The sequence below is a fragment of the Microcystis sp. LE19-41.2A genome (genome assembly GCF_027530405.1).
Taxonomy (GTDB): domain Bacteria; phylum Cyanobacteriota; class Cyanobacteriia; order Cyanobacteriales; family Microcystaceae; genus Microcystis; species Microcystis aeruginosa.
In genome coordinates, this window is sequence record NZ_JAPZQJ010000531.1 from 1 (window position 1) to 21555 (window position 21555).

29 protein-coding genes and 2 pseudogenes are annotated in these 21555 nt (G+C 43.4%); 15 read left to right on the top strand and 16 right to left on the bottom strand.

Features of this window, described 5'->3' with window-relative positions; translation table 11 throughout:
* The 3 genes from O9290_RS22310 to O9290_RS22320 all read right to left on the bottom strand — a co-directional run.
* Positions 1 to 185 (bottom strand): hypothetical protein (locus tag O9290_RS22310; protein WP_288087565.1); only part of this gene is annotated, 185 nt, incomplete at its 3' end.
* A 20-nt stretch (positions 186 to 205) separates the two neighbouring features.
* Complete coding sequence (locus O9290_RS22315; RefSeq protein ID WP_002762983.1) at positions 206 to 703, bottom strand: DUF427 domain-containing protein; 498 nt, start codon at positions 701 to 703, stop codon at positions 206 to 208.
* Between the two features lie 37 nt (positions 704 to 740).
* The gene (locus O9290_RS22320) at positions 741 to 1256 is read right to left on the bottom strand and encodes a DUF1499 domain-containing protein (RefSeq protein WP_288058561.1); all 516 of its coding nucleotides are present in this window, start codon (positions 1254 to 1256) and stop codon (positions 741 to 743) included.
* 70 nt (positions 1257 to 1326) lie between these two features.
* On the opposite strand from O9290_RS22320, the gene O9290_RS22325 reads away from it, so the two are divergent.
* Positions 1327 to 1530 (top strand): ssl0294 family protein, encoded by a 204-nt coding sequence (locus O9290_RS22325; RefSeq protein WP_002762986.1) that lies wholly within the window; start codon positions 1327 to 1329, stop codon positions 1528 to 1530.
* 73 nt (positions 1531 to 1603) lie between these two features.
* Here the strand turns inward: O9290_RS22325 and O9290_RS22330 are convergent, their stop codons facing one another.
* Both O9290_RS22330 and O9290_RS22335 read right to left on the bottom strand, forming a co-directional pair.
* Complete coding sequence (locus O9290_RS22330) at positions 1604 to 2068, bottom strand: SRPBCC family protein (RefSeq protein WP_002762988.1); 465 nt, start codon at positions 2066 to 2068, stop codon at positions 1604 to 1606.
* Positions 2069 to 2514: 446 nt separating this feature from the next.
* Entirely contained in the window at positions 2515 to 2763 is a 249-nt protein-coding gene (locus O9290_RS22335) for a hypothetical protein (RefSeq protein ID WP_002762990.1), read from the bottom strand.
* A 324-nt stretch (positions 2764 to 3087) separates the two neighbouring features.
* Between O9290_RS22335 and O9290_RS22340 the strand changes: the two genes are divergently transcribed.
* The 5 genes and pseudogenes from O9290_RS22340 to O9290_RS22355 all read left to right on the top strand — a co-directional run bounded on the left by O9290_RS22340 (position 3088) and on the right by O9290_RS22355 (position 4507).
* Positions 3088 to 3285: a type II toxin-antitoxin system HicB family antitoxin gene (locus O9290_RS22340; RefSeq protein WP_002762992.1), complete on the top strand. Its 198-nt coding sequence runs from the start codon at positions 3088 to 3090 to the stop codon at positions 3283 to 3285.
* Between the two features lie 5 nt (positions 3286 to 3290).
* Positions 3291 to 3629 carry a DUF6972 family protein gene (locus O9290_RS28600; protein WP_002762993.1) on the top strand — a complete coding sequence of 113 codons (339 nt, stop codon included), beginning with the start codon at positions 3291 to 3293 and terminating at the stop codon, positions 3627 to 3629.
* Positions 3577 to 3846, top strand: coding sequence for a hypothetical protein (locus tag O9290_RS22345; protein WP_002736772.1), 270 nt, complete (start codon positions 3577 to 3579; stop codon positions 3844 to 3846). Before O9290_RS28600 ends, O9290_RS22345 begins: the two co-directional genes overlap by 53 nt.
* A 164-nt stretch (positions 3847 to 4010) precedes the next feature.
* Complete coding sequence (locus O9290_RS22350) at positions 4011 to 4247, top strand: type II toxin-antitoxin system Phd/YefM family antitoxin (RefSeq protein ID WP_002762994.1); 237 nt, start codon at positions 4011 to 4013, stop codon at positions 4245 to 4247.
* Positions 4241 to 4507 (top strand): annotated as a pseudogene (locus O9290_RS22355) (Txe/YoeB family addiction module toxin). The gene O9290_RS22350 and the pseudogene O9290_RS22355 overlap by 7 nt, the downstream one beginning before the upstream one ends.
* 68 nt (positions 4508 to 4575) lie before the next feature.
* On the opposite strand, the gene O9290_RS22360 reads toward O9290_RS22355, so the two are convergent.
* Positions 4576 to 6888 (bottom strand): transglutaminase TgpA family protein, encoded by a 2313-nt coding sequence (locus O9290_RS22360; protein ID WP_288058562.1) that lies wholly within the window; start codon positions 6886 to 6888, stop codon positions 4576 to 4578.
* A gap of 175 nt (positions 6889 to 7063) precedes the next feature.
* Between O9290_RS22360 and O9290_RS22365 the strand changes: the two genes are divergently transcribed.
* From O9290_RS22365 to O9290_RS22395, 7 genes and pseudogenes are all read left to right on the top strand, one after another.
* Positions 7064 to 7801 carry a phycocyanobilin:ferredoxin oxidoreductase gene (locus O9290_RS22365; protein ID WP_288027035.1) on the top strand — a complete coding sequence of 246 codons (738 nt, stop codon included), beginning with the start codon at positions 7064 to 7066 and terminating at the stop codon, positions 7799 to 7801.
* 209 nt (positions 7802 to 8010) lie between these two features.
* Positions 8011 to 8568 (top strand): hypothetical protein, encoded by a 558-nt coding sequence (locus O9290_RS22370; RefSeq protein WP_288028124.1) that lies wholly within the window; start codon positions 8011 to 8013, stop codon positions 8566 to 8568.
* An 88-nt stretch (positions 8569 to 8656) separates the two neighbouring features.
* Positions 8657 to 8821, top strand: a pseudogene (locus O9290_RS22375) (dual-specificity RNA methyltransferase RlmN); the annotation flags it as partial.
* A 289-nt stretch (positions 8822 to 9110) separates the two neighbouring features.
* Positions 9111 to 9335, top strand: a complete 225-nt coding sequence (cpcD, locus tag O9290_RS22380; protein ID WP_002732223.1) for a rod-capping linker protein CpcD — start codon at positions 9111 to 9113, stop codon at positions 9333 to 9335.
* A gap of 287 nt (positions 9336 to 9622) precedes the next feature.
* Positions 9623 to 10822, top strand: coding sequence for a bifunctional rod-capping linker CpcD/ferredoxin--NADP reductase PetH (gene cpcD/petH, locus O9290_RS22385; RefSeq protein ID WP_002762614.1), 1200 nt, complete (start codon positions 9623 to 9625; stop codon positions 10820 to 10822).
* Between the two features lie 98 nt (positions 10823 to 10920).
* Positions 10921 to 11763 carry a ChaN family lipoprotein gene (locus tag O9290_RS22390; RefSeq protein WP_288055643.1) on the top strand — a complete coding sequence of 281 codons (843 nt, stop codon included), beginning with the start codon at positions 10921 to 10923 and terminating at the stop codon, positions 11761 to 11763.
* A gap of 192 nt (positions 11764 to 11955) precedes the next feature.
* Complete coding sequence (locus O9290_RS22395; RefSeq protein ID WP_288055646.1) at positions 11956 to 12831, top strand: 3'(2'),5'-bisphosphate nucleotidase CysQ family protein; 876 nt, start codon at positions 11956 to 11958, stop codon at positions 12829 to 12831.
* Here the strand turns inward: O9290_RS22395 and O9290_RS22400 are convergent.
* Positions 12828 to 12965 carry a hypothetical protein gene (locus O9290_RS22400; RefSeq protein WP_002733871.1) on the bottom strand — a complete coding sequence of 46 codons (138 nt, stop codon included), beginning with the start codon at positions 12963 to 12965 and terminating at the stop codon, positions 12828 to 12830. The genes O9290_RS22395 and O9290_RS22400 overlap by 4 nt on opposite strands.
* Before the next feature lie 100 nt (positions 12966 to 13065).
* Between O9290_RS22400 and O9290_RS22405 the strand changes: the two genes are divergently transcribed.
* Positions 13066 to 14937 (top strand): GTPase family protein, encoded by a 1872-nt coding sequence (locus O9290_RS22405; RefSeq protein WP_288055649.1) that lies wholly within the window; start codon positions 13066 to 13068, stop codon positions 14935 to 14937.
* 138 nt (positions 14938 to 15075) lie between these two features.
* Here the strand turns inward: O9290_RS22405 and O9290_RS22410 are convergent, their stop codons facing one another.
* Together O9290_RS22410 and O9290_RS22415 are read right to left on the bottom strand one after the other, a co-directional pair.
* Positions 15076 to 15597, bottom strand: a complete 522-nt coding sequence (locus O9290_RS22410; protein ID WP_002762607.1) for a hypothetical protein — start codon at positions 15595 to 15597, stop codon at positions 15076 to 15078.
* Between the two features lie 2 nt (positions 15598 to 15599).
* On the bottom strand, positions 15600 to 15806 hold the full coding sequence (locus O9290_RS22415; protein WP_002762605.1) for a hypothetical protein: 207 nt from the start codon (positions 15804 to 15806) through the stop codon (positions 15600 to 15602).
* Between the two features lie 598 nt (positions 15807 to 16404).
* On the opposite strand from O9290_RS22415, the gene O9290_RS22420 reads away from it, so the two are divergent.
* Positions 16405 to 16545 (top strand): hypothetical protein, encoded by a 141-nt coding sequence (locus O9290_RS22420; RefSeq protein ID WP_242034545.1) that lies wholly within the window; start codon positions 16405 to 16407, stop codon positions 16543 to 16545.
* A gap of 297 nt (positions 16546 to 16842) precedes the next feature.
* Here O9290_RS22420 and O9290_RS22425 read toward each other — a convergent pair whose 3' ends face one another.
* From O9290_RS22425 to O9290_RS22455, 7 genes are all read right to left on the bottom strand, one after another.
* Positions 16843 to 17022, bottom strand: a complete 180-nt coding sequence (locus O9290_RS22425) for a hypothetical protein (protein WP_024970469.1) — start codon at positions 17020 to 17022, stop codon at positions 16843 to 16845.
* Positions 17009 to 17305, bottom strand: coding sequence for a BrnT family toxin (locus tag O9290_RS22430; protein ID WP_043995702.1), 297 nt, complete (start codon positions 17303 to 17305; stop codon positions 17009 to 17011). The genes O9290_RS22425 and O9290_RS22430 overlap by 14 nt, the downstream gene beginning before the upstream one ends.
* Before the next feature lie 230 nt (positions 17306 to 17535).
* Positions 17536 to 18402 carry an alpha/beta fold hydrolase gene (locus O9290_RS22435; protein WP_002762599.1) on the bottom strand — a complete coding sequence of 289 codons (867 nt, stop codon included), beginning with the start codon at positions 18400 to 18402 and terminating at the stop codon, positions 17536 to 17538.
* Positions 18403 to 18459: 57 nt separating this feature from the next.
* The gene (gene cysH, locus O9290_RS22440; RefSeq protein WP_288055653.1) at positions 18460 to 19281 is read right to left on the bottom strand and encodes a phosphoadenosine phosphosulfate reductase; all 822 of its coding nucleotides are present in this window, start codon (positions 19279 to 19281) and stop codon (positions 18460 to 18462) included.
* A gap of 326 nt (positions 19282 to 19607) precedes the next feature.
* The gene (locus tag O9290_RS22445) at positions 19608 to 20072 is read right to left on the bottom strand and encodes a hypothetical protein (protein ID WP_287739446.1); all 465 of its coding nucleotides are present in this window, start codon (positions 20070 to 20072) and stop codon (positions 19608 to 19610) included.
* Between the two features lie 64 nt (positions 20073 to 20136).
* Entirely contained in the window at positions 20137 to 20916 is a 780-nt protein-coding gene (locus tag O9290_RS22450) for an ABC transporter permease (RefSeq protein ID WP_002762589.1), read from the bottom strand.
* Complete coding sequence (locus O9290_RS22455) at positions 20876 to 21076, bottom strand: hypothetical protein (protein WP_155726783.1); 201 nt, start codon at positions 21074 to 21076, stop codon at positions 20876 to 20878. Before O9290_RS22455 ends, O9290_RS22450 begins: the two co-directional genes overlap by 41 nt.
* Between the last annotated feature and the right edge of the window lie 479 nt (positions 21077 to 21555).

Genomic DNA, 21555 nt, shown 5'->3' on the forward strand with positions numbered 1-21555 from the left:
AAGAGATTTGGGAGGTTAGGAAGTGGGGTGTGGGGTGTGGGGTGTGGGGTGTGGGGTGTGGGGTGTGGGAAGTGGGGTTTTGGGGAAGTGGGGTGTGGGGTGTGGGTTGTGGGGTGTGGGGTGTGGGAAGAATAAATAAAAATAATCTCCTGACTCCTGACTCCACCAATCAACTTTTTCAGCAAACCCTACTTACTTAACGTGATTACCAGCCCCAACTATTGGGAGCGCCTTTAAACGGACCAACCACATCGGAGGTTATCCATCCCCCGTAAAAGTTGCCAGGCTGCGGTTGTACTAATTCGCCGTCGGCATAACAAGCGGTCATTTTGGCAGGATAAAAAGCCAGATAATTCTTAATTGCCTGAAACTCTGGTGTTGGGTCCGGATAATACCAAGCGGCGTTAATTGCCTGTTGGTCGCCAACGGTGATATTGTAATATCCCGCTAGACCTTTCCACTCACAAAAAGACTTTTCTGCTGTGGCTTGCAGGTATTCCATTTTAATATCTTGGGGCGGTAGATAATAAACTGGAGGATGACTGGTTTCTAGAACTCGATAACTGCTTTTAGTATCGGCAATTATCACACCATTAAAGATAATTTTTAGGTGTTTAGGCGATAATTCTAGGCGCGGGGGACGAGGATAATCCCAGACGGATTCCTGTCCTGCTTTTGCTGGTATCGGTTGGGGACGAAACATAATTTTTCTTATATTATTCTCCGAGTCAGTTCACCGTTTACTGATTACTGATCACTGAAAAGAGTTTTCTCAGGGTTTCCACTCGTTCTCGATTGACATTTAAATCCGATTCTCCTAACCGGGAGGCCGAGCGAACATCGATCGCATTTTTGCTAGGATTAAGAAAAAATTCCAGATCATCGACAAATCCTATCCATTGACTGCTAAATTCGGCGTAGAGATAGTTACTATCTTGGCTAATAATTTTAGTTCTCGGTTGGGAGGCGATAATTTTAGCTAATTGCTCGATCGCTTCTTCGCCGCTACCCTGATAACTAAGGGGTTCGATCGCATGAGCCTGATCCTGACTCTGACTACTAACACAATTAGGAGTGACCGGACAAGGAGCCAGTTTACCCTCCCTGACTCCCAAATAATCGGGACGAGTACCGGCGAATAAACTAACGCTATCGGGAGCAATTAACCTAATTCCTAGCCAGATGAGCAGTATTCCTAGGAAAATAAACGGGGTTAGCCGGAAAGATTTTTTCACCGTGTTGGGAGTTTCAGTCATGCTAGTCTTACAGAATCACTTCAATTAACTTAACATTGATAGGTGTGACAATATCAGGAGATAGAATAAGATGTTTCTCGATGAATTACAACCCGTTGTTAAAGAACTGATTCAACAACCGATCGCTTTTTTCGGTGGTTTTGCCTCTGGATTACTGCGCTTGAAACTCTCGGACGATCCCCTCAAAAAATGGTTAGAACAGCAGGGATTAGTCAGTTTTAACGACAATAATCAGGATAATGGCAACGGTCCCCAGTCGATCTCGATCGATTAGGGATCAGGGGTTAGCTGTTGGGGGTGAGGGTATTCTCCCATCCCCAAAACCCCCCGCTTACCACCCCATCAGCTTAACTTGTTGCTGAAAGTAGATAAATTTCCTCGGCTACTCGTTTTAAGCGTCTTAATTGCGCTTCCATATCCTTTTTAGTCCATTTAGCGGCGAATTGCTGGAATCCCCACCCCACAACCGGATTAGGAATCGCAAACTCAAAACGATTGATTAGACAAGTGCCGCCATCATTGGGTTGACATTCCCAGCGATCGCAACCACGAAAAAAGCCTTCAAATTGCCAGACAATTAACCCCGGTTCCCTCTCAATTACCGTACTTTTTAGCGTTGGCTGAATTAGGGGAATTTGAATCAAAAAACGACTTCTCCCACCGATATCGGTCTTCCAATCCCCGATAGGTTCACAAACTAACAATGGATTCAACCAACGACGCATTAACTCTAAATCCGTGATACAACGCTCTACCGTCGTGGCACTAGCTTTAATCTGAATTGATTGTTCAAATACTTGACAAGATGACATTGATCTGCTTATAAGTGGGTGGGTGGAATTAAATATAAGATGAACGTAGGTTGGGTTGAAGCATGAAACCCAACGCCTGCATGGGTTACGCTACCGCTAACCCATCCTACAAATAATTGTGCCTCCCTACTTAAATTGCTGGCTGAGAATTATCGGTAGTCGGACAAAAATAAAGTTAACTGTGCAGACAAGGCAACAGTAAGGGTTTCGGCCTTGATTACATTTCTTAACATAGTGTTGTTTATAGCCTTTCTCATCAAGATAAAGTGTAACCTAATTTGCTATGGACGACCGGCGACCGACTCCCCAAAACGAAAACTTCCTACCTCACCATTAAGATAACTGCTCTCAAGCTCACTTTTTCACTAGCTTGAGCAACTCTCGAAAACGTTGGCGTAAACTCTCGATATTAACTGATAATAACATTGGTATCGAGAACAAAGCGTCTAGTCATCTTCATTTAAGAGAGATTCTAAAATTTCAAGGGTTAATCCTCTCTCTTGTGCTTTTTGTCCAATAGTATCCATCGTTTTATATAATTTGTCCAGAGATTCTTTTCTAGATAAATTTGAAGATTGAACATAAAAAGCGATTTTTTCTGCTATTTTTTGACGCTCTTCTTCCGTTGCATTCCAATAAGTTTCAGCAACATCTAAAGGAACTTTGATTAGGATTTCTGTTTGATAGTTTGTCATAATTATATTTTCTGAGTTTAGTAGTAAAGAAATTTAGTCGAAATTAATAGCTTCCCTTCAGCCAGCGTTACAGTCTAGAAGTTTCAGTTACTCTAGCGCATTGTTAAACTGATTGTCAAGTTTAGTTACTCTCAATTTAATATCTGTAATTTACTTTGGTTGCGAAAAACCAGTGCCGCTAGTGTAAGTATTCTCCAGCGCCGGGGCTAAATCTAGAGATGACGTTGGGGGGAAGGCTAATGTGGGAACGGTAAATAAATTTCGCTGAGTTGCTTGCTATGATTAGGGGTAATTATTAACACTTCTTAAAGAGCGAGTGGGAAAATGAGGCAAGTCATTGTATATCGAGACGAAGATGGCTATTGGATTGTGGAGTGTCCAAGTCTCAAGGGCTGTGTTAGTCAGGGAAAAACGAAAGAAGAAGCCTTGATTAATATAAAAGAGGCGATTGCCGGTTATATTGCGGCTTTAGCGGAAGACGGCCTGCCGATTCCAGCAATTATTAGAGACGTTGAAGTCTAACCATTATGAGCGGAATTAATCGCGAGATTTTTCTTGACACTAAGCATATTTCTAAACATCTACCGAATACTCCACAATCACGGAGATTACTGTTACGAGGACGAGCTATTCATGTGTTTAAAGATGAAGATACAATGCTACGAGTTATTCAGGCTATCATGGAAAGGGGTGAATACACGGGCAATGTTCGAAACTATGAGCGCTATGGGCTATTCTTTGCCGAAGCGATTGGTTGTCGTATCAGCCCAGATGGTTTAAAGTCTTCTTTATTCTACGGCGAGGTTAAGATTAATGCAAACAACGAATATCACGCAATTCCTCGAACCCGACCTAGTGAAGGATAATTGGCGCTTCCTAGAAGTTTGGGTGGATTCCATGCAGTCCCCTCCCTATATCCTGCTAGTGTTGATCGATAAGGCGAGGGGGTGTTATGTTTTTGATCCTGCTGAAAAGTACCGTCTCGTCAAGGCGTTTCCAGATTATGAAGAGGCTCAACTCTGGCTCTTGGAAGATGAATACGAACCGATTGAAGGACGATTATCTAGTGAGGAAAGCGCTTAGATTTGTTTAAACTTGTCGTTTGGAATGAAGTCAGAATATCGCCTTACCAGTGCCGTTAGGGTAAGCACCGAGATAGTTACGAATGGAGTCAGGTTTGGGTAATTGGCGCTAGGATTATCGGAGGATTTTCTTTCGGCGCTGGTAGAAAACAATTAAGAGGATTTATGATCCCAGTTAATGAGGCTCAACAAAAGTTGCAGGATTTGATTGATTCAGTGACTGTTTCCCACGAACCCATTATTATTGAGGGATGCGATGGTAATGCAGTTTTGCTATCTGAAGGGGATTGGAAATCGGTACAAGAAACGTTATATCTCCTCTCAATTCCGGGGATGCGAGAATCAATTCGGGAGGGACTGGCAACGCCGGTTGAAGAATGTGCTGAGGAGCTAGAATGGTGAGGTGGAAATTGGTTTACACCAAACAGGCGCAGAAAGACGCTAAGAAGCTTAATTCTAGTCATTTAAAAAATAAAGCGCAGATGTTACTTGACATTCTTCAGGTCAATCCATTCCAAAATCCCCCGCCTTAGGAAAAGTTAGTGGGAGATTTGAATGGTGTGTACTCTCGGCGAATAAGCATTCAGCATCGTCTTGTGTACGAAGTTATTCAATCTGAGGGTATAGTTAAAATCCTGCGGATGTGGACACATTATGAATAGCGTTAAGACATCGTTAAATCTAGGATTTGCTGAAACTTTTTCGGCAAACCCTAACTATAGGCTCAAGCTCACTTTTTCACCAGCTTGGGCAACTCTCGAAAACGTTGGCGTAATCTCTCGATATTAGCCGATTTCCCGCCGTAACGCCAATCAACGTAGGCGCGAGCAATCTCCTCGATAATATTCGCCACTGGCGGCGGTTGGACGCTGCGGGCGGCGGTGGCGTATTCTAAAGGGGTTTGAGCGGGATGTTTACCATAACCAGCTTCTGTTAAGATTCCTAACATTTGCTGGTATAAACGCTCGATTGGTGGTAGTTTTGCTAACCGGCGACCCCGACGCCAACGATGGAACTGTCCCCATCCTAACCAACCAGCGTAAGCGAAGACGACCCCGACTAAACCGCCGAGAATTCCCCCGAAAAGACTGCCGGAAATAAAGCGCCATAACCAGGCCAATAACTGACCGATAGTAACGATAACATTTTCCCAAATCAGGCCGAGAAAACCCGTTACTGGGGAGGGCAACCATCCGGCCACCCATTGCCAAAATTGCTTGAGGACGCTAAAAGGTTCCGCTTCCTCAAAGGATGGGGGAATTAATTCGTGGCCCGGGATAGGATCGAAAGTGTACCAACCGTAACCAGGGAAAAACACCTCTGTGATGGCGTAAGCGTCCGTATTTTGGACAACATAAAAGCCAGTAAAAGGATTAAACTGGCCAGGGGCAAAACCGGTGGCTAATCGGGCAGGAATACCGATCGAGCGTAACATAATCGTTAACACGGTGGAAAAATGATCGGCGTAACCCCCCTGAAAACGAAACAAAAAGGCCGGGACTAAATCCTCATTTTCGGCTAAAAAGGGCAAATCGGTTTTTAATTCATAGTTTTGCTTTAATGCTTGGGCCAAATATAGGGCCTTCTCGTAGGGAGAGGTTAACGGTGTGGGAGATTTTGCCAGCAATTCCTCGGTTTTTCGGCGGACTTTCGGGGCAATTTCAGCAGGAATTTGTAAATAATACTTGAGAATAGACTTAGGGTAGGTTTCTGGTGCCGATCGCAGTTGGCTGCGATTGCGTTCTGGCACTTGTGAGATTACAGTATAAGTTAGCCCTTCTGCTAATCCTCCCGGCGACCTTAAGCTATTTTCTCGGTCCAGAGATACCTGTCGAGTGGGAAAAAAGAGAAACTGGGGCGAAGTAAGAGCAGGGATAATATTCGGTAAACTGGAGACAATGCTGTAAGTTTGGACTACCTGATGAGTTTTTGCTTGGGTTGCGGGTAACGGCACAAAAAAGCGATAGGACCAACTACTGCGATTTAAATCCTCTAATTCTTGATCTCGCGAGATTTGCCACCCTTGACCAGTATAGCGATCAAACGCCATCGCCCGCCAGAATCCGGGGGCTTGAGAACGTACCCGCATGACTATCTGGGGAGTCATACTTCCCCGCAAATTTTGGTTGATTTGGGTGTTAAAACCGTAATAAAAGGTAGAATCTAGCTGTCCTGACCCCGCAGTGGGACTATTACCGCCATTTACGCCACCATTCCCCGTTTCACCCTCGCGCACATAGCCGGGGTTAACGATTTGTCGGTCTCCCTGTTCAAAATCCTGATTTTCCATACCTCCTGGACTATTGACGGGAAAAGATTGAATTTGATAACCAGGAAAACGCGGCATCAGGGCAAAAATTGTCAATCCCAAGAGGAGAATTGTCAGAAAGAAAATCCCGAAACGTTTGGGAGAAAGGGGAGAATTTTGTGGGGAAACTAATTTTTTTGTAGCTAGACGGGGGGGTTTCTTTGCCAAGAAAGGGAGACTCTGATTGAGATTATCTAAACCTAAACGAGAACGATAGTCTAAAACTAGGGTAGGTAGGGATAAAAGCAGAAAGAGGATTAACCAAGGCGCAAAAGCAAGGGTTTGAGAGATTGTCCCGGCGACTCCCAAGAGAATTAAACCGATTACCATAGAATAACCTAAGTCTTTGCGTCGGGGCAGGTCAAAACTATGGAGAATTTGTAATTGAATTAATAATTGTGTTAGAGCAATGCGACTATCCTGCATCGCAACGATATTACCCAAGAATAGCGCCAACACTACCAACATTCCGATCGCTATACAAAATTTTGCCCCAATATTGCGCTTTTTCCTGCGTCGCCAACTCCAGATTCCGCCGATAATACTGAGAGGAACGGCCCAAATACTGGTATAACTATCAGTAGCCACATCGGTGGCGATAATACCGACGATTACTAAAGCTTGCACCAGAATTCTTAAAATAATCGATTCCTCGGTTTCTGGCAAGGGAGAAGATTCTATCTTTTGCCAGAGGGTTTTTAAGGAAGGTCTTGGACGAGCGGCACTGCTAACCATAGGGTAAATTGGGAGAAGGACAAAGAAGTTAATTTTATATTTCCCAGTTTTAATCTCGATCGCTCCATGGGGTAAAGTGGATTTTAGATGTCAGGAGTCAGGAGACGGGAGATAGGGAGCAAAAAGCTGATGACTGATAACTGATAACTGATAACTGATAACTGATAACTGACCTATGATAGCCGTTACCAACCCTGAAATTTTACCGTTACTTCATCCCCTGATTGGACAATTAGCCACAGCAATTCTGTCCCACTGGGAAAATTATCTTGATTTGTCGCCCTTTGAGTTACCCGAAGGTTTAGGCTATGTGGAGGGACGTTTAGAAGGGGAAAAATTAATTATCGAGAATCGCTGCTATCAAACCCCCCAGTTCCGCAAAATGCACCTAGAACTGGCTAAACTGGGCAATGGTTTGGATATACTTCACTGTGTCATGTTCCCCCGTCCAGAATATCCGCTGCCGATGTTTGGATGTGATATAGTCTCCGGCAAAGCGGGAATCAGTGCCGCTATTGTGGATCTTTCTCCCACCAGTGTCGATAAAACCCTCTCTAGTGCCTATAATCAAGCTTTAGCGGCTTTACCTGGGGTCGATTTCGCTCAAGCTCGTGATTTGCCGCCTTGGGGTCATATTTTCTCGGAATATTGTCTGTTTATTCGTCCCGAAACCGCCGCCGAGGAACGACAATTTTTACAAAGAGTAACAGATTTCTTGACAATTCACTGCAAATGTGCTAGGGAAAGTCAGCCTCTTTCTGGGGAAGAAGCGCGCATTTATTTACAGGGACAACGGGATTATTGTAGTCAACAGCAGAAAAACGATAAAACTCGGCGTGTACTAGAAAAAGCCTTTGGTTGGGAATGGGCAGAGCGTTATATGACGGGCGTTCTCTTTGATCTGCCCGATTAAGTAGGGAGGCACAATTATTTGTCGGATGGGTTAATGGTATAAAACCCTACACCCCACACCCCACACCCCACACCCTGCCCCTTCAGCAGACCCTAACTAGCGGTTTTGGTTATGCTGCCACGGAATTTTTTCAGAGAAGTAGATTTTAGTACTTGTCAACCGCAGTAACTCGACTGTTGGTGATTTTTTCGAGTTCGGGGGTAAGGATCATGAAAAGTCAAATATTAGCAATTGCAGCTTTAGGAACTTTAGCGGTTTTTAATTGTTTTCCTGGGGTAGCTTATAGTCAACCGCTACTTGTCGGCCAAGAACCAACCACACCCACCTTGATCGTAATTGATGATGAGGAGATGGCACAACTTCCTGTGCCTGTTCGTGATTTTTTGCAGCTTTACAAAGCGGGTAATATTGATGGGGCGGTCGATTTTTGGAGGGATAGTGCGATCAAATTTATATCACTACATTCAGATTCAAGTGAAAAAGATCGAAAAGATGCCTTAGATAAAATTAATCAACAAATTTCTATGGTAAAAAGTGTTTTGAAGGTATTCAATCAGGAGTACGGTGTCTGTAAAGACTATACGGTTCTGCAAGAATATACTAGCGTTCAAGATACGTATAATATAAAAAGTTTCTTGCTAAGAACTCGACATGAACAAATTTCTCTTTTTTGGAGATTTACTACTATACAAACCCCTAAAGGGACATTTCTATTTTCCTTCCAGGTCAGTACAGATCTGCGAGACATCATCAAGGATGATAAGTAGTACGACATCAATCGACTACACTAGATCAAGGAGGTAGCGTTGCGACTTATCAGCAGGCTGATCTTCAAACAATTAACAGCGATCACTTAATCCCATTCAAGAGGTGGATTATCAGCGGCCTGATGAAAAGAGAATTAAGGCTTTTAAAACTATTTTAGAACAGGAAAAAGTCGCCGTTACTGTCCGTTATTCGAGAGGTTTAGCGACCGATGCGGCCTGTGGACAATTGCGATCGAGCGTTATGGTACAATAAACGGCTGTAAATCGGCCATTAACTAGATTTGGCTGAATAAATCTAAAAACCTTGTTGGTTAAGACTTTTAGACTTTTTGTCAATCAAAAAGTGCCAGCCATTGGAGGGATCGGGGGGAAATTTCAGGGGAAAAGTACCTTAAAATAAAACCCTACACCCTACACCCTACACCCCACACCCTACACCCTAGCCCCACCAATACACTTTTTGCCGCAAACCCTAACTAGATTGCTAGTCTCCCTGCTAGGCTAAACTAGAGAACTATAACATCAATGTAGGAGCCATTTCGATGCAAAGTCTCTCTAGTGCCAAGGAAAACCGCCTTTTTGTCTATGAAGTCGTCGGTTTGAGTCAAAATGACAATACTGATAACCTAGATTATTCTATCCGTAAGAGTGGCAGTGTCTTTTTAACCGTTCCCTATAGCCGCATGAATCAAGAAATGCGTCGGATTACCCGTTTAGGCGCTCGCATCGTCAGCATTAAACCCTTAAACGCAGCCGCGGCCGAGTAGTTGAAAAAATAATTATTGCTAATATCTGTCCCCCGCTCTTGTCCTCATCAGGCCAACCAGGGGGATTTTTAGCATAAATGGGGAAAAGTAGCAGAAATCTTAATAAAAAGTAAAATGCTGCAAATGTAACAGATTTTAACCAGAGAGTTGACCTATCCTATCCAAAAGGATAAAAGCGATGTCTGTGGTTTTTTTAAGATAACTCTCAATTAGGCCTAGGTGTAGTGTACCGATGATAGGCTAAACTATGGAACGATTATCGTGACTTGAGTTGGGAGTTATATTTAATGTACAGTCCGAGTACACTAGCGGGAAACCGTTTATTTGTTTACGAAGTGGCGGGTCTCAATCAAAACGACAATACTGACAGCTTGGATTATTCAATCCGTCAGAGTGGAAGCGTGTTTTTCACGGTTCCCTACAGTCGCATGAATCAAGAAATGCGTCGGATTACCCGTTTAGGTGGTCGTATCGTCAGCATCAAACCCTTCAATGGGATTGCCCCCGTAGCAACTGTTTCTAGTGCCTCCACACCACAGCCAATCGCTCAATCATCGCCCGTCCCCGAACAGACCAAGAAAAAGGCCATGACTCAAGCGAAAGAAAAAACAGATATCCCCGTCAACATCTACCGTCCGAATCAACCCTTTATCGGCAAATGTATCGAGAATTATCCTCTCGTTGATGAGGGGGGTATCGGCATCGTACAACACGTCACCTTTGACCTTTCTGGGGGCGATTTACGCTATTTAGAAGGCCAAAGTATCGGTATTATCCCCCCGGGTACCGATGCTAATGGCAAACCTCATAAATTGAGACTCTATTCGATCGCCTCCACCCGTCATGGTGATAAATTAGACGATAAAACCGTATCCCTCTGCGTGCGTCAGTTAGAATACCAACATCCAGAAACCAAGGAAACCGTTTATGGAGTTTGTTCCACCCATCTCTGTAATGTAGAGGTGGGTGCCGATGTGGCTATTACTGGTCCGGTGGGTAAGGAAATGCTGCTGCCCAGTGATGAAGATGCCACTATCATTATGATGGCCACCGGGACGGGAATCGCTCCCTTCCGAGCTTTCCTCTGGCGGATGTTCAAGGAACAACACGAAGATTATAAATTCAAAGGTCTAGCTTGGTTGATTTTCGGAGTTCCCAAAACGGCCAATATTCTCTACCAAGAAGAATTAGAGAAAATCGCGGCGGAATTCCCCGATAACTTCCGTCTCACCTATGCCATCAGCCGGGAACAGCAAAATCCCCAGGGCGGCAGAATGTATATTCAACACCGGGTAGCCGAACACGCTGACGAAATCTGGAATCTACTCCAAAGTCCCAAAACCCACGCTTATATGTGCGGACTTAAAGGGATGGAAGATGGTATCGACGATGCTATCAGTGGTGCTGCCAATAAAAATGGCACCGATTGGTCTGTCTATCAGAAACAACTGAAAAAAGAACATCGCTGGCACGTAGAAACCTACTAAACCAGAAAGGTTCTCTGAAAATTTTTGCGGGTGGGCATTGCTCACCCTTTTTGTCTTGGCTTCGGTTAAGATCAGTTTCTTAAAAGACCTTTAAAAAGATGAAATTCTCTCGACGCTTTTTTCCCGTTTTCCTTGCCCTCTGCTTACTGTTTATTTTGCTGCCCCAGGCCTGGAGTTTTACTAATAGCCAAAAACAAATTCTGGCCGATTTAAAAACAGCCGAGATTATTTATCTGGGGGAAAGGCACGATAGTCAAGCCGACCATCAGGCCCAATTAGCTATTATCGAGTATTTACAGGCTAATAATCCCCAAATAGCGATCGCTTTTGAGATGTTTCAACGTCCTTACCAAATCTATTTGGATCAGTATTTAGCCGGCAAAATTAGCGAAAATCAGTTGAGAGAAAAAAGTGAATACGACCAACGTTGGGGATTTGATTGGGAATTTTACGCCCCGATCCTGCGCTTGGCCAAGGCGAAAAAACTACCAGCTATCGCCCTAAATACACCCACGGAAATCACTAGAAAAGTGGCACGGGAGGGCTTAGAAAGCCTCTCCACCTCAGAAATGACCTACATCCCCCCTAAAAGCGAAATAAACCAGGATAACGAGGAATACCGTCAACAGATATTAGCCGTTTATGAGCAACACACGGGGGGCAGTAGTCAGGGATTCGATCGCTTTTTTCTGGCACAGGTTCTCTGGGATGAAACCATGGCCGATGCGATCGCTAAATTCTGGCAAGCTCATCCCGACTATCAGATCATCGTCCTAGCAGGAAAAGGTCATATTGCCTACGGTTACGGTATTCCCAGTCGAGTCCAAAGAAGATTAGGCGATCGCGTCATCCAGCGTTCGGTTTTCTTGGGAGACGCTCCTCAATCATCACCAGCAGAAACCAAAAAACCCGCCGATTATTTTTGGCAAGAGCAACATTAAGCCAGTCAGGAGTTAGGAAGCAAGAGATGATAAGCTAAGATGCCAGTCTTTCAATTTAGTAGATAATAGGTCTGAAAAACTGATTATTTATTTCCCCTTTTGCCTTTTGCCTTTTGCCTTTTGCCTCTCCTCTATGAGTAGCCTATACTCAACGGATTTAGTATAATAAGTCTGAAAAACTGAGGCTATTTTATGATTAATTTAACCTGTCAAGATACCGAAACACTCGATCGCATTTTAGCTGTGACTCGTGCCGTCGGTTGGGGTGGTGCTAAAATTCTCCAATCCTACCACCGGGGTGAACAGGATTTAGCCGTCAACAAGAAGAAAAAAGGCGGACCAGTGACGGCGGCGGATTTAGCGGCAAATAACTATATTTTAGGGGAATTACAAACAAATTTTTCTGATATCGACTTTGGTTATCTGAGCGAGGAAACCCATCAGGGTAATGAAGCTATCCCGAAAGATTGGGTATGGATTATCGATCCTTTGGACGGAACCCGCGATTTTATCGACAAAACGGGAGAATATGCCCTACATATCGCCTTATGTTATCAAGGAAGACCGATCATCGCCGTGGTTGCCCTGCCGGATCAAGGAAAACTCTATTTTGCCCAAAAAGGAAAAGGCACTTTTCTAGAAACTAGCGACGGAAATATTACACAGGTAAAAGTTGCCAATAAAGATAAAATTACCGATCTCTATCTGGTGGTTAGTCGTACCCATCGCGACCAACGTTTTGATAATTTATTAAGTCAAATACCCTTCTTCGGTAAAAATTATGTGGGTAGTGTGGGCTGTAAAATTGCCACTATCCTCGAACAAAAATCCGATGTTTATATCTCCCTATCGGGGAAATCGGCGGCTAAAGACTGGGATTTTGCCGCTCCAGAGTTGATTTTAACGGAAGCAGGCGGCAAATTTTCCTATTTTGACGGTCAACCCGTGCGCTATAATCGCGGCGATGTGCGGCAATGGGGGGGGATCATGGCTAGTAATGGTCCTTGTCATCAACAACTTTGTCAGTTGTCCACAGCAATCCTCGCCCAAATTGATGCCACTGTCTAATTTCTGACTTGAAAGAGGGTGTAGGGTGTGGGGTGTGGGGTGTAGGGAAGGAAACCTCTTTCATCTGTGGGGGTGAAAATTTTTTCATCGGGACTGACTGGAAAATAGAAGCTGAAATAACGCCAATTCGTCAATCAGAATATTTTCAGGCTTGGCGGTGCCAACTTTGGCATCAGGACTGCCCCCTAACCGAGAATCAGAGATCGGTAGAATGGAAAAAAACCAGATCGAGCAATGTTACGGTTAAAAACTTGGCAAGGATTGATTTTAGCAGTTCCGATCGCCGCCGTGGTCATCTTTCTGATCGTGGCCGCCGGCTTTCAGATCCATCAATGGGGTTTAAATTGGATTTGGGCAGTTTTTACCCTGATTTTTGTCGCTTGGCGCTTCCTGTTGGTCAAATGGACGCGCCCAGTAGTCGGGGAAATTGAAGCCACCATTGGCGAAATTAAGGCAGAATTAACCTCTCCCGACGGTGATTCCGGGGGCAATGTCGAGGAAATTATCGAGAGGATTATCGTCGAAGCCCGCAATGATCGCCCGGTTTGGGAAGATTGGGCGACTTTTTGGCAACGCTGTCAGGATTTGGTCAGTGCCATCGCCCATATATATTACCCCGATGTCAAGTACCCCTTATTAAATATTTACATTCCCCAGGCCTACGGTTTAATTCGGGGAACCGTGGATGATAGCGATCGCTGGATGCGGAATCTTTCCCCGGCCCTGAATCAAATCACCATCGGCCAAGCCTATCAGGCCTACGAAGTTTATCAAAAATTGCAACCCTCGGCCCAGAAACTTTGGCAAGTCTGGAATTGGGCGCAATGGGTAATCAATCCCGCTGCGGCTGTGGCTAAAGTTGCCAGTCAAAAATACAGCGATCAAGCGGATCAGCAATTATTAGTCAATTTAGGGCAAGTTTTGCGGGAAAATGCCCTAAGAAATCTCTCTCGCCAAGCGGTGTTACTCTACAGTGGCAGTAATCTCGCCCCAACTCTCCCCACCAAGACCAAAATCGCCACCACTACTCTCAAGGAAATTCTCGCCCAAGCTGAACCGATCACGGAAATCGATCGCCAACCGGTTAACATTCTGCTGGTTGGACGCACCGGGGCCGGCAAAAGCAGTTTAATTAATACTCTCTTTCGGGCCGATTTAGCCCAAGTGGATCTATTGCCTAGTACCGACGCGATCCAATCCTACCATTGGCAAACCTCAGAAGGGGACGAGTTAATCCTCTGGGATACCCCGGGCTATGAACAGGCAAATAGGGCTGATTATCGGCAAAAGGTTCTCAATTATGCCGAAAACGCCGATTTATTGATTCTGGTAACTCCCGCCCTCGATCCCGCCCTGGCCATGGATGAGGCTTTTCTTAAAGATTTGCAACAAACTATTGACAATTTACCAGTTATAGTCTGTGTTTCTCAAGTCGATCGCCTGCGTCCGCTGCGAGAGTGGCAACCCCCCTATAATTGGCTGACGGGAGAAAGTCCCAAAGAAGTCAATATCCGCGAATGCTTGCAGTATCGGGCGGAATTATTCGAGGATCTCTGCGATCGCATTTTGCCGATGGTCAGTCAACAGCCAGATAGAGAAGCTTGGGGGGATGAGGAGTTATCAATCGCTTTACTGGGGGCAATTTCGCCCGCCAAACAGTTGCGTTTAGCCCGTTTTTTAGCGGATTTGGAAACTCGAACCCTGGCAGCGGCGAAAATAATCGATCGCTATACTTTACAGATGGCCACGGGGCAAGGTTTAACGGCCCTATTAAAAAGTCCTATTCTAGGTTTTATCTCCACTTTAGCCACGGGAAGACCGACTTTAGCCTATCTTTTAGCTGAACAAATTCCTGTGGAACAATTACCAGTAGCGATCGGTAAATTACAGATGGCCTACGAGCTTTCTTCTCTCTTGAATCCAGAGAATAAAAGTTTTGATTTATTGGCACTTTGGCCAATACTATTAGAAAATTCTAGCACTGCCGACAAGGAAGCTTGGGCCTGGGGTCATGCTCTGGTAGAATATTGGACAAAGAACCTATCGATCGAACAGTTCCGGTCAAGTTATCAGGGGTATTTAGAAACGACAAAAACAGGCCTCTAACCAGATTAATTAAGCTAAAACTTTCTTCCACTTTAAAAGTATAGGAGAGTGGGGAGGAGAGGTTTCTGGGGTTGATATTTCTAGCCCTTGTACTAAAATTACCAATGGGAGAGATTTTTTCGTGTTTTTTTGAAAGTTCTATTCATTTTTTTCATTTTCAGAGTTTTCATCGTTAGTTTTCGACGAACTACCCAAACCACTAAAATAAAAGGCAGTGACTGCTGTGGCTATTGGCCCTAAAAAAGTATAAATTGTCTTAGAAGAATCATTAATTAGGGTTGCCGCTTTATCCACTCTACTTTGTACTTCTTGTTCTTCGATAGCTTTCAAATTTATATTTAAATTAAAAATTCCAAGAGAAGCAAAAGAAATGAGACAAATAGAAAGAATTTGTAAACCAGCAGTGGCTAACAATCCCAACCAAAGCCACTTTGCTAAGGAACCAGCTACTTTAGTATTAAAATTATGTCTTTGGTCTGAGGGTGATATAGCTGTAGCTGGTTTATCAAATTCAGATACTTCATTGTCTAAATGATAAGGCTCCGGATTCTTCTTTAGATTATGACGCACAGAGTTCCTTTCAGTTGGAAGAGCCAAAGAAGCGCTGGGAGCTTTTGGGTTGTTAACTTCCTCTGTCTCATTTTTTGAATCACTGGTCATAACTAAACAATTAGTAGTGGTCTCTGTTCATTACCTTTTTGCAGTATTAATTGAGTATCTTCCTCCGTCTCAGTTTTAGCATATAAAGCCATGAGTTTTAATCCTTTACGAATGACTTCAGACTCTGTTAAGTCTAGCTCTTTAGCTATTTCTTTAAGATATTCAGAGTCCTTTTGACTAAGATTTACTCGAAATTGTCTGGTAGCCATTTTTTTTTGTTAATTCAGTGAATGGATTGTATCGATTCACTGATAACTGATCACTAAGGTCGAGAAGAGCCATTTTTACCATTGAGGGCTATAGTAGGGTCAATTCATGAATTGACCCTACAGTTTGATTTAAGGGTTGTCATCGTCCTTTCTCATAGATGTCCATAATAGTCTGCCTTTAGAAACTTAGCATCCTAACTACAGTATCCTATCTTACCCTAATTACACCAGATATGTCAACCAACTATTACACTGGATATGTCAAGCAATTACACCAGATATGTCAACTATGTCAAATCAACATAAACGAGTCCTGACGGTACTCAATGGGTGCAATAGGTCAAATACCATCAACTTATTGACTTATTTGTTATTAAAAGGCTATTTTTCGCAAATTTTAACCAAAATAATCTTAGGTTTTATTCATGCTTAGGTACAATAGGGGGTATAATAGGGTATTTAGTAGGTGGTATTATATATACATATATGCAAGGCATAGCAATGGGTGTAATGTGGGTGTAATGTGGGGTTCAATAGATACCACAGTGCTGAGTTCCTATGGTATGATAGTTCCATCAACTTTTAGATAGATAAAAGTATGGCAGACACAACTAAACAAGTGAGTATGCTAGAATTGGAGTTAGAAGATGATCTAATCAGACAAATTGAAGATGTAGCTGATTCTGGTTGTTTTTCAAAAGATGAATTATTACAAAGTATTTTAGAAGCATGGAGATAAGCTAAACGGCGCTTAACCTGCATGATCCAACAGCTATAACCCTTTTGGAGTCTATATCGGTGATCCGAAGTAAAAGCCGTTTAGCTTATCATCAGGCCTATATACATAGACTTGAAAATATGGTTCAAATAATCAATATTAAGTAATTCGATTTGAGGGTAATGTGGAATGATTACTATCAAATGATTACCTGCTTATTGTTTTGAGCTAACAAAAAAATTTATCACTATTTTCTTGAACAACAGTCTATTAAACTTTCATAACAAGTAACCCTGAGACAATTATCAGTTTTAGCAATTATTGAGATGTTAATTTATTATAAGCAGAAATAATCGCCGCATTTTCCCAATCATCATCAAAAGGAAGCGCATCGGGATCTGACAAAGCATTAGCCTCGATTTCTGCATCGCTCATCGATTTAACTCGCTCCCAATCGGTTAAATCTTGCCTTTCCTCTTTTGTGTTAACAATCCCCATCTTGGGGGATACTCTCTTGATACTTTCTTCGCTCACGTTCGTTTGCTCTCCTAGCACTAATCAATCGGCAAGTTTCCCCTCTTATAGTATAGACAACATAACAGATTATCCCGTTTAATTGTCCCAGCAAACACATCCTTATTTCTTGGTAATCTTGGCGATTATCTTCTCTGATTAGACAGTGACCATCGAAAATAGGAGGAACAGCCGCAAAATCTATCCCATGCTTCTCTATATTAGAATATCTTTTAGACTGATCCCAGTCAAATTCTCTAAATTGCATAAATAAATCTCCAAAAATTGTCTTTGTAGAGAATTATTCCTATATCTCCTCCTTACCTATCGTTTTGAACGAACAAAAATTTTTATCACTATTTAAACTTCAATAATTTTTTGTTATATCGATAAATTACTAGCCCTAAACGCAGAAATTTTGAAAAAGCGAAGCCTCCGCTTCTACTATAATCAGAGAAGGGTAATTGAGACAATTTCTGCATCACCTTAAATAGCTCTTTAGGTTTTGCGTCCGAGAAAATTAATAATCTGGGGACTAATTTCTTTTGACCAATGTTCTTGGGGATAGTGTTTCGCTTCTGCGAGGGGGATTAATTCCACTCCTGATTTAGTAGCTAATTTTTCGACAGTGACAGAAGATAACCAAGGATCGCCCATTCCCCAGACAAAAAGGATAGGTTTTTCAAAGTTCTCTAAACCTGTCTCAATTTCTGCCATAGTTTTCGATAGGTTTAAATTGCGAATCGTGGCCAGTAAAGCGCGACCCACTGCCGAAGTTTTTAGATAAGGTTGACGGAAAATAGCCAGATCTGCATCACTAATCACAAAACCGCTACCGGTTTCTAAAGTACGATCGACTAATAAGGGGTCTTGAGTCGCCATATCTCCGAGGAAAGGTAGCCCCCATTGTTTCATTATCCAGGGTAATTTAACATCCCTGGAGAGGGGAGTATTTAAAACGATCAAGCGCTCAATTTTATCAGGATTTTCTAGGGCGTATTGTAAACCGACGGAGGCTAAAAAACCCTGGACAATGAGGGAGATTTTCGGCAATTGGAGAGCTTGAATAAAATCGGCCAAGGCTTGACAAAAAGCGCTAGGTGTGTAGGCGAAATCTCTGGCATCGGGTTTAGCGGATAAACCGGAACCGATCCAATCGGGGGCAATAGCATTAATGTTATATTCTTCTAAACTGGTCAATAATTCCCGCCAAATATAGCCATGGGCGGGTAAACCATGGAGTAGGATCACGGGGGTTGTGTCCGGTTGTTGAGCGGGGTTAACCTGTCGATAAAACCACTGGAGAGAGCCGACTTCGAGAAAATTTTCTAAAATAGCCATGGTTAATGGGGGATTAATAATCATTAACCATTGTCCAACGTCTAGGAACCGATCGCACCGGCAAATTTCCCACCCCGGCAGTTATAGGGAGCTTGCGTCGAGACTTTGTGCTTCTCCGGGGGTTAAGGGTAAATGAAGACCGCATTCTTGTTTTAAACCCTTGAAACGGGTGTCTCGTTCGTTGCTATCATCGGCGGTTAAAGGCCGACTGGAGTGCCAATCGCCCACGGAGACATAACCTAGATCAAAATAGGGATGGTAGGGAAGATCGTATTTAGTCAGATAGTCATAGATGGTTTTGGCATTCCAGTCAAGTATCGGTAATATTTTGTAACGTTCGCCCTGTGGATTGACCCATTGGAGAGTTTTGCGGTGGTCGGTTTGGTCGCGACGTAAACCCGCTAACCAAGCGGTGGCCTTTAATTCCTTCAGGGCCCGTTGCATCGGCTCCACTTTGCGGATTTTGTCGTAGAGATTGAGGGAGTCGAGATCGTTATTTGACCACAATTTACCGTGGATTGCTTCCATGCGGGCGGGACTGAGGGGAGATTGATAAACTTTCAGGTTTAAATGGAGGCGTTGGCTTAAGTCTTCGGCAAATTGATAGGTTTCTGGGGGAAGATAGCCGGTATCGATCCAAATGATGGGAATATCGGGGATAATTGCGGTGACGAGGTGCAACATCACCGCCGCTTGAATGCCGAAACTGGTACTCATCACCAAACCTTCCCCAAAGGTGGCTTCCGCCCAAGCGACGATTTCTGCGGCGTTAGCGGAGTCAAAACGTTGATTAATTGTGGCCAGGTCGAGGGATAGAGGGGAGGAAAAAGACCGGTCGGCAGTGGGGATGAAGGCGGTTTCTAGGGCCCGTGGATGAGGATTAAGCAAGTGTAAATCTGGCATTCTGGCTAAGATTTAAGATATTAGTAGCGGCGGATACTGATAGAGTCCAATCTATCCATTAGGGTTCGAGAATAGAGTCACCTCCATCTCCTCCCCTTGAGAAACGTGGGTGAGACTTTCGCCTCCGACGGCTCCTAGTTTAACTGCTTCATTGTTAGGGATACAGCTTGACAATCGAGGGCCGTTTTATCGAAAATTTGGGTTAAAACCCCGTCGTTTTACGGTTGAGAATCTATATACTGTACTTCTACTATATCTGATGGGGTGAAGTGTGGCCCACACTAGCGACACCCTCCTTTCTCAAAAATCTCTCTGGTTACACTAGGTTAAGCAAGATGGGGAGGAATTGCCGCTAGTTTTTGCAGTTGTTTTTCAATATTGGCCTTTAATTGGGTCCGGGAGATTTCTTTTCCCGTTTGAGCAGTGTGTGCATTTTCCAGAAAAATAATACTATCTACTTTTTCTAGGGCAAATAATTGGAATAAAAGATGGGTTACGGGAATCAGGAGCGTTGATAGGGGTGAATTGGGGGTATTTTGAGCAGATATGGCCATTTTTTCCGTAGCAAAGGCATAGATTACCCTTTTCTCCTGTTGCGGCTGCCGCCGATGGGCTAAGGTGGTTAGTAACCAATCACCCTGGCTATTCTGCACCACATAGTATTGTAAATGTTTTAACTGTCTGGCCATGGCCGCAAGGACGGGATTAACCGCTTCTTCCATGACTACGGGGGCCAGTCCGTAATTGACCGCGTCTCGACTTAAAATATGCAGCTGTGCCTTTAATTTCATGGCTAATCATGTCTATAAACTAATCGATGGCGATGACATTCATTCCTTGACTCGGCAACCCCAGTTAAAATTGTCGTCGTGAAAAGATAAGGATGGAGATACCCAATAATAGACCAGTATAAACGAGACTGTAGAGGGCATTAGCGATTAAGACATCAGCACTAGGCAGCAAACCATAAACGGCCTCGTTTCTAAAATTTAATCTCTCTAAATCTGGGAGAATTAGATAAATATTTTTAGTGATAGCGAGGATATTGGCATTTTTGCTGATTATACCCAATTGGATCAGATCTTTGCTGATGTGACCCATGAGATAGACCCCAAAAGTCATTAACGTGGCTAAAATCGAACTGGTAAATACCCCAAAAGCGATCGCCACGGCTGCGATGAGAATTAATTCCAAACCGAGATAGAAAACCGAGACAATCAGGGGTAAAGCTTGAAAAGATACTTTCATCCCCGACAACATCAGCAGGTAAATCACCAACATTACCCCCAACATCACCGCTAAAACCCCGGACAAACCCAAGTGTTTACCGAGGATAAATTCGGCCCGACTCAGGGGTTTAGGAATCAAAACTAAAATAGTTCTCTTGTCAATTTCCTTATTAATTAGCCCTGTACCCACAAAAACCGCAACAATTACCCCTAATAACCCGATAGCGGCTAATCCCAAGTCAAGAAAGATTTTCTGATGGGTTCCCACCGCAATTTCTGGTAATAAACGCCAAGCGAAGGCCATCAACAAGGCAAAAAACCCGATAAAGTAAAGAATGCGATCGCGGATAACCTCGCGAAAACTGTTAGCTGCGATCGCCCAGATTCTCAGGATGCTGATACCCATAGCCTTTCATCAAAATAATATCTGTCTTTCCTAGATTAAGAGATTGTTTTATCCCCTCATTATGCCCAATTAGGGTTTGCGGCAAAAAGTTTTTCGGTGGTGGCAGGGTGTGGGGTGTGGGGTGTGGGGTGTGGGGTTTTACCAGTTTTGAGGTGGCCAATTACCTAATTTTCAGGGAAAAAGTCCAGGAATTTCCCCCCGATCACTCCCAGATCCAGTACTTTTTGATTGACAAAAGGTCTAAAAGTCTTACCCAACAAGGTTTTTAGATTTATTCAGCAAGCCCCAATTATTAACGTCCCTATTTGATCGAGAATACACCAATCTATTACTTTTTTGCTGGCCCTGTGTAGGTAATTTTCTCCTCGACAGTTTCGTTTATGGCTTAGGAATATCAATTTTTGAGGTTTGAGGTTTTGGGTATGATTAGGTGTTGACAATCTCACCGTTAAGCCTACGACTATAGACTATAATGGGAGATTGCTGCTTCTACTCCTCTTAACTAGGGTTTGCTGAATAAATCTAAAAACCTTGTTGGGTAAGACTTTTAGACTTTTTGTCAATCAAAAAGTACCGGGCATGGGAGTGATCAGGGGGAAAATTCCTGGACTTTTTCCCTGAAAATTAGGTAATTGGCCC

Coding starts and splice junctions, on each gene's coding strand:
- O9290_RS22395 (WP_288055646.1), top strand. CDS start 11,956: ATGATTAATTTAACCTGTCAAGATACCGAAACACTCGATCGCATTTTA.
- O9290_RS22435 (WP_002762599.1), bottom strand. CDS start 18,402: ATGATTATTAATCCCCCATTAACCATGGCTATTTTAGAAAATTTTCTC.
- O9290_RS22365 (WP_288027035.1), top strand. CDS start 7,064: ATGATAGCCGTTACCAACCCTGAAATTTTACCGTTACTTCATCCCCTG.
- O9290_RS22450 (WP_002762589.1), bottom strand. CDS start 20,916: ATGGGTATCAGCATCCTGAGAATCTGGGCGATCGCAGCTAACAGTTTT.
- O9290_RS22345 (WP_002736772.1), top strand. CDS start 3,577: ATGCAAACAACGAATATCACGCAATTCCTCGAACCCGACCTAGTGAAG.
- O9290_RS22390 (WP_288055643.1), top strand. CDS start 10,921: ATGAAATTCTCTCGACGCTTTTTTCCCGTTTTCCTTGCCCTCTGCTTA.
- O9290_RS22405 (WP_288055649.1), top strand. CDS start 13,066: ATGTTACGGTTAAAAACTTGGCAAGGATTGATTTTAGCAGTTCCGATC.
- O9290_RS22325 (WP_002762986.1), top strand. CDS start 1,327: ATGTTTCTCGATGAATTACAACCCGTTGTTAAAGAACTGATTCAACAA.
- O9290_RS22330 (WP_002762988.1), bottom strand. CDS start 2,068: ATGTCATCTTGTCAAGTATTTGAACAATCAATTCAGATTAAAGCTAGT.
- O9290_RS22315 (WP_002762983.1), bottom strand. CDS start 703: ATGTTTCGTCCCCAACCGATACCAGCAAAAGCAGGACAGGAATCCGTC.
- cpcD (WP_002732223.1), top strand. CDS start 9,111: ATGCAAAGTCTCTCTAGTGCCAAGGAAAACCGCCTTTTTGTCTATGAA.
- O9290_RS22425 (WP_024970469.1), bottom strand. CDS start 17,022: ATGGGGATTGTTAACACAAAAGAGGAAAGGCAAGATTTAACCGATTGG.
- O9290_RS28600 (WP_002762993.1), top strand. CDS start 3,291: ATGAGCGGAATTAATCGCGAGATTTTTCTTGACACTAAGCATATTTCT.
- O9290_RS22445 (WP_287739446.1), bottom strand. CDS start 20,072: ATGAAATTAAAGGCACAGCTGCATATTTTAAGTCGAGACGCGGTCAAT.
- O9290_RS22410 (WP_002762607.1), bottom strand. CDS start 15,597: ATGACCAGTGATTCAAAAAATGAGACAGAGGAAGTTAACAACCCAAAA.
- O9290_RS22370 (WP_288028124.1), top strand. CDS start 8,011: ATGAAAAGTCAAATATTAGCAATTGCAGCTTTAGGAACTTTAGCGGTT.
- cpcD/petH (WP_002762614.1), top strand. CDS start 9,623: ATGTACAGTCCGAGTACACTAGCGGGAAACCGTTTATTTGTTTACGAA.
- O9290_RS22430 (WP_043995702.1), bottom strand. CDS start 17,305: ATGCAATTTAGAGAATTTGACTGGGATCAGTCTAAAAGATATTCTAAT.
- O9290_RS22420 (WP_242034545.1), top strand. CDS start 16,405: ATGGCAGACACAACTAAACAAGTGAGTATGCTAGAATTGGAGTTAGAA.
- O9290_RS22340 (WP_002762992.1), top strand. CDS start 3,088: ATGAGGCAAGTCATTGTATATCGAGACGAAGATGGCTATTGGATTGTG.
- O9290_RS22360 (WP_288058562.1), bottom strand. CDS start 6,888: ATGGTTAGCAGTGCCGCTCGTCCAAGACCTTCCTTAAAAACCCTCTGG.
- O9290_RS22350 (WP_002762994.1), top strand. CDS start 4,011: ATGATCCCAGTTAATGAGGCTCAACAAAAGTTGCAGGATTTGATTGAT.
- O9290_RS22320 (WP_288058561.1), bottom strand. CDS start 1,256: ATGACTGAAACTCCCAACACGGTGAAAAAATCTTTCCGGCTAACCCCG.
- O9290_RS22335 (WP_002762990.1), bottom strand. CDS start 2,763: ATGACAAACTATCAAACAGAAATCCTAATCAAAGTTCCTTTAGATGTT.
- O9290_RS22415 (WP_002762605.1), bottom strand. CDS start 15,806: ATGGCTACCAGACAATTTCGAGTAAATCTTAGTCAAAAGGACTCTGAA.
- cysH (WP_288055653.1), bottom strand. CDS start 19,281: ATGCCAGATTTACACTTGCTTAATCCTCATCCACGGGCCCTAGAAACC.